We start from the raw sequence: 600 nt of genomic DNA, 5'->3' as shown, positions 1-600 counted from the left end.
CTCTGGGGCTCGTACGTGTTTATAAGAAACAGATGTACTCCTTGTCGTTCCGCGCCTCTTCCGGCCGCGGAACGACAAGGAGTACATCCCATGCAGACCCGTCCCCGTCTGGTCACCAACGTCCCGTTCTGGGTCCTCGTGATCGCGTCGCTTGCCGCAGTGATCGGCGGACTCGTCCTCGTCCTGCGTCAGGTCGACGCGATCCAGTCCCTCGTCAACGACCCGAACGCCACGGTCGTCGCCGTCTACGTCGCCCAGTCCTGGGTGTCGGTGGGTGCGGCGGTCCTCGCGGCGGGTGCCATCGGCCTCGCCTCGGCCCTCGCCGTCGCCACCGTCGTCTCGACCCGTCGCAACCCGGACGTCGCGATCGAGACCATCGACTGGACGAGTGACGAGGAGTCGGCCGCCGAGCAGATCCCGGCTTTCGCGACCGCGCCCGGTGCCGCCACGACCGCCACGGAGACCGCCGCGCCGATCGCCGTCGAAGATGCCGACATCGAGACGCCGTCGACCGCCCCGGCTCCCGCGCAGGCCGCTCCGCAGAAGAACGACACCGACCCCGCCTCGCGCTGAGTCGCCGACGCGAAAGCGCCCGCCCCG

The 600-nt window shown here is 69.5% G+C and carries 1 protein-coding gene; it reads left to right on the top strand.

Features of this window, described 5'->3' with window-relative positions; translation table 11 throughout:
- Nucleotides 1-90 precede the first annotated feature (90 nt).
- The gene (locus NS220_RS18975) at nucleotides 91-573 is read left to right on the top strand and encodes a hypothetical protein (RefSeq protein WP_058625482.1); all 483 of its coding nucleotides are present in this window, start codon (nucleotides 91-93) and stop codon (nucleotides 571-573) included.
- Nucleotides 574-600: the final 27 nt, after the last annotated feature.

The sequence above is a fragment of the Microbacterium testaceum genome (assembly GCF_001476655.1).
Classification (GTDB): Bacteria; Actinomycetota; Actinomycetes; order Actinomycetales; family Microbacteriaceae; genus Microbacterium; species Microbacterium testaceum_C.
The sequence above is the reverse complement of the archived record's forward strand: the minus strand, read 5'-3'. Positions and strand labels throughout refer to the sequence as shown.

Excerpts from the sequence above, each read along its gene's own strand:
- NS220_RS18975 (WP_058625482.1), top strand. The coding sequence starts at position 91 with ATGCAGACCCGTCCCCGTCTGGTCACCAACGTCCCGTTCTGGGTCCTC.